5 protein-coding genes and 1 pseudogene are annotated in these 3,738 nt (G+C 61.2%); 4 read left to right on the forward strand and 2 right to left on the reverse strand.

Translation table 11 applies throughout. From position 1 onward, the window contains the following. Positions 1-462: 462 nt before the first annotated feature. Positions 463-807, reverse strand: a complete 345-nt coding sequence (locus tag TEP_RS19680; protein WP_099473740.1) for a helix-turn-helix transcriptional regulator — start codon at positions 805-807, stop codon at positions 463-465. A gap of 113 nt (positions 808-920) precedes the next feature. On the opposite strand from TEP_RS19680, the gene TEP_RS19685 reads away from it, so the two are divergent. The 4 genes and pseudogenes from TEP_RS19685 to TEP_RS19990 all read left to right on the forward strand — a co-directional run bounded on the left by TEP_RS19685 (position 921) and on the right by TEP_RS19990 (position 2,754). Beyond that, the gene (locus tag TEP_RS19685; RefSeq protein ID WP_132826585.1) at positions 921-1,670 is read left to right on the forward strand and encodes a hypothetical protein; all 750 of its coding nucleotides are present in this window, start codon (positions 921-923) and stop codon (positions 1,668-1,670) included. Between the two features lie 29 nt (positions 1,671-1,699). Then, positions 1,700-2,020, forward strand: a complete 321-nt coding sequence (locus TEP_RS19690; RefSeq protein ID WP_132826586.1) for a hypothetical protein — start codon at positions 1,700-1,702, stop codon at positions 2,018-2,020. A 7-nt stretch (positions 2,021-2,027) separates the two neighbouring features. Further along, entirely contained in the window at positions 2,028-2,489 is a 462-nt protein-coding gene (locus TEP_RS19695) for a hypothetical protein (RefSeq protein ID WP_132826587.1), read from the forward strand. Positions 2,490-2,501: 12 nt separating this feature from the next. Next, positions 2,502-2,754: pseudogene (locus tag TEP_RS19990) on the forward strand (hypothetical protein). Positions 2,755-3,252: 498 nt separating this feature from the next. Here the strand turns inward: TEP_RS19990 and TEP_RS19820 are convergent. Then, positions 3,253-3,738 (reverse strand): hypothetical protein (locus TEP_RS19820; RefSeq protein WP_165933955.1); only part of this gene is annotated, 486 nt, incomplete at its 5' end.

Below are 3,738 nucleotides of genomic sequence, written 5' to 3' on the forward strand. Positions count from 1 at the left end.
GCTCTGGGCACTATTCGTGCCCATCACGCCGCCCCTCCTCGGAAGGGCATTCGGGCTTCGCCGCGGTCCGCGGCGCCACGGCCTCAGGCCGCGCCCAACCACATCGCGCCCAGCCGCCCCCGGCGCCCCCCCCCCACGAACTCCGGTTGGGAGTTCCGGGATCACCTCGCCCGACACCGGGCGCTCTGGGCACTATTCGTGCCCATCACGCCGCCCCTCCTCGGAAGGGCATTCGGGCTTCGCCGCGGTCCGCGGCGCAACGGAGTCAGGCCGAGCCCAAGAACATCGCGCCCTGCGGCCCCAGGCGCACACCCCTGCCATCAAGGCGGAAGTCCAGGTGCCGCTAAGCGGGGGAGCGGCGTTGATCTAACCCCACCCCGCTCGGCTAGCAGGATCCTAGAGGAGCTAGAGGCAAGAACTAAGACTGAGCCAGGGACACTCAGACGCTCCAAGAGCTTTTGCTCAACGCCCAGTCTCTGCCTTGGAAACCATGTCTTTGAGCCGTTGCAGCGCTTCTTTCTGCTTGGAGACAGGCAACTTGGCCACCAGCAGAATGACCTCAGCGAGAGTGTCGGATGTGGCGTGAAAGTAGGCCACCGGAAGACCGAGCGCTTTTGCCAGAGCCTCTGAAGTGGCCGGGTCAGGATCGTGCTGTCCTGTTTCGTAGCGGCTCACCCTCGTCGCTCCCGAGACGGAGTCGACCATGCCAATGCGCTCAGCGAGCTGGGCTTGCGTCCAACCCTTCGCGACCCGCGCACTGCGCAGGCGCTTGCCATAGACCGTCGCGGGCGTCTTGGGTTGGGGCATCCGGAATCTTGCACCACAGCTGAACTCCCTCCAAGTCTGACGGTTGGAACCGGAATGCACATCTGCGATTATCGTAAATGCCACCGCATCGGTGGTCTACAGGGGGCTTACCCATGCAGCACGCACGACAGGGAGCCGTCGCGCTCCTCGCACTGGCCATCGCCAGCTTCTCCGCCTTGGCCCAACCATCCGCTGACACGAAGCCCGGCTTCTTCCGACAGTTGGGAAAGAGTCTGAAAGACGCCGGCCAGCAAGCACTTGGGGCCAAGCCGGCCCTCCGGACCGCGTCGGCCGCTGGCCCGATTTACTCCCCTATCAGTGGTGCTGGCCGCATCAACGGGCTGTTCAAGAACGAGAACCACCAGAGCGCGCAGCAGGGCCGACTGGATTGGCCCCGGGTCGCGCTTACTTACAAGGAATGGGGCGCCAGCTTGCCGTGCTGGACCATTGAGGCCCGGATCTGGACCAGCGCCACCGCGTCGACATTGGAGACGTTCCGGGCATGTGCGGACGCCCCACTGACGATCAAAGACGACCTCGGCGAGGAGGCCGAGCTCAATGACAACGCCAGGGCGAAGGCGACCACCGACCTGATGGTCGGCCTGCGTGTTCGCCCTGGGAAGCCAAACACGGGTGACGACCGGACCACCGGCCCTACCCCACCCCGCGAGCCCTTCAACGTGCGCACGACTCGCGACGGTGTGGCGTGGCGGGCCCGAAAAGTGGCGTTGAGCGCGGCCTGGGTGTCCGGCTTCTTGCGAGCCGATGACCTGTATCCCGGTCCCTCGGGAATGCTCACGCCCTTCCGCGACACCCGGATGTGGATCGCCGGCTTTGATCCGGCCGGCAACCGCGACAAGTAAGACCCCACCTCAGTTAGGAAGAGACCTCTATGCACACGATCAGGACCATCGCCTTCAGCTTGACCGCCGCTTTGGCGCTGACGGCCTGCGGCAGCAAACCCTCCGACGAACAGGCCAAGAAGGCCATCACCGCCGAGTTTGAACGGGTGCTGGGAAGCCAGGTCTGGGTGAAGGAATACCGAGATTTCAGCCTCAGGGGCTGCAAGAAATCAGAAACGGCCGAGGGAGTGACTTGCGACGTGGGAGGCTCGGTCGTCCTCGACTTCGGCGGCGTCGCCCAAGCCAGGCCGTTCGTTCAGCCGGTGCGCTTTTCAAAGGCCTCCGGCGAGTGGACCGCCCACAAGCTCTGAGGCCACTATGACCACGCGTTCTTACGCTCATGTCGGTTGCGCGACGGTCCTGCTGGGAGGTGCCGGCCTGTTGTTCGTGGCCGGCGGCCTTGAGGCCCTGCAACAGCGAGCCCCGCAGGGCTGGCTCGCTATCGCGTGCGGCTTGGCCATCTGGGCCATCTTGGGCTTTCTCTACTGGATCAACGCCCGGGCTTACCGGCTCCAGGAGGAGGCCCAAGGCCAATCGTACGCCCCCTCCGCACCCCAGCGCGGCGGGTTCTGGAAAGGGTTCTTCGTGACCTGGGCGATCGTGGCGGCTGCCCATCTGGCCTCTTTTCTGGGCATGGGCTTCGCTGACCTGCTGCCACATCCTGAGCAAGCCCGGGCGATCTTCAGCCTGGGCGTCCTGGCGTTGGTGCCGGCACACGTGGTGGTGCCTGTCTTGGGCGGGGCCGTCTACAGTCTGGTCCGGTCAACGGCATTGAGGTAGACCCTCGCCAGCCTGCTTCAGCCCTTCTCAGGACCTTTCGGACTCGTCGTCGAGCCATTCTCGGCCCGACGCGCAAGCCAGAAGGCTGCTCGGCACAGTATCAAGCCGATGTTCGCGTGACCCATGCTCGGGACAAGGGATTTGCGCGGTGGCAGTGGTGGGTCATGACCATGCTGACCCTAATGGGCGCTGTCGGGGCCTTAGCCGTGCTGATTGGGCTGCCGATGTTCCTTTTCGACTTTACGCACAACTGACCCAAGCCTAGAAGCCTTCGCAGAATCAAAAAGGCCCCCTCGATGGGGGCCTACTCGTTTCTGATACTCAAAGCGCGGGTGCCAACAAACGTCCCTCGACTGCAAGAGTAGCTTCGGGACGCTCAACAATGCTGCCCTTAGCGCTAAAGCCAGACGCCGTTGCGCTTCCCCGGAACTCAAGCTCAAACTGGTCCAGCCCGCCAAAGACAGACTCAGAGCCCGGATCCCAGCGCTTGACGGCCACCTTGGCCGTAACCCAGCGTCGTCGCCCTGTTAGATCCTGAATACGTGCAGCCGCAATCGCCGCCATTGACACCGTCCCCCATGAACGCAGCTAGCCAATTTTCTGTTTGCCTGGGGGGGCGACATTGACAAATAAATGCAGCATGTAATTATCAACTGACGAGATGAGTGTGGAGTATTGAAAATGAAGAAGTTTGATATTGATAAAGTGATAGATTCACTAAAGGGAATGGCAGATCCACGCTTTCTCATACCGATTTTCGCCTTCAGTCCCTTCGCAGCTCTGGCTTGGGCCTGGATTCGATTTTCGTAGCCATTGCTGCGGAAGCAGCATCGTTTACTTGCTTCTGCCCGCCTATTACGAATTCCAACCAGCAGTAAGCTAGGCCAGCGCAAATTACCACCAGCATCAAACTGGGGAGCAGCCAGTTGCGCCCACCTAATGGCTGTCCATTATTTTTACGAATCCTTATCGAGAAAAGGAAGAATGAAAGCATAAACGCCAACGGAACCAGCATTGCCACAGCGAGATCAGTGACAACTTCTTTGTATGCAAAAAATGCGATCAACCCCAAGCTTCCGACACCAATCGAGGATAAGTAGCAGACGATGTCGATACCTATAGCCTTCCCTAACTTGCCTAGCCCGTCAATTTTCGTCCGCCTCTCTGAGAAGTAGACACCCGCACCGCCAATGATCGCTGCTAGGAACGGGGAGATGTAAGAAAGATATTCTGCCACACCGCCCTTTAC

Source organism: Stenotrophomonas sp. TEPEL, from assembly GCF_004348785.1.
GTDB lineage: Bacteria > Pseudomonadota > Gammaproteobacteria > Xanthomonadales > Xanthomonadaceae > Stenotrophomonas > Stenotrophomonas indicatrix.